Raw genomic sequence first — 391 nt, 5'->3', positions numbered from 1 at the left:
GTTCACAAATCAAACAACAAGATAAGAACCTGCTCACATAATTAAAACGAAAGTGAGTTACTTACAATACTTTCTTCCAGGCAATAAAAAACCCCAGTAGGACGACCTACTGGGGTTTCTAATAGAAGCCTGACGATGACCTACTCTCACATGGGACCTCCCACACTACCATCGGCGATGCTTCGTTTCACTTCTGAGTTCGGGATGGGATCAGGTGGTTCCAAAGCTCTATGGTCGTCAGGCAAAACTTCGGTTGCTGATACTTGATCAACAACACTTAATTCTGCGTCTTTAACAATAGCAAGTAATAGCTAATTTTATCTCTGCTGTCTAACGAAGACTCATATCCAATTTGCGTTACCCGTCGTTGTACGAATAATCATTCACTATA

The 391-nt window shown here is 41.4% G+C and carries 1 rRNA gene; it reads right to left on the bottom strand.

Annotation, left to right across the window (positions count from 1 at the left end):
- Positions 1-127: 127 nt before the first annotated feature.
- Positions 128-242 (bottom strand): 5S ribosomal RNA (gene rrf / locus A3757_RS06805).
- Between the last annotated feature and the right edge of the window lie 149 nt (positions 243-391).

The sequence above is a fragment of the Oleiphilus sp. HI0117 genome (assembly GCF_001635235.1).
Note: the sequence above shows the minus strand (reverse complement) of the source record. Positions and strands in the feature narration are given on the sequence as shown.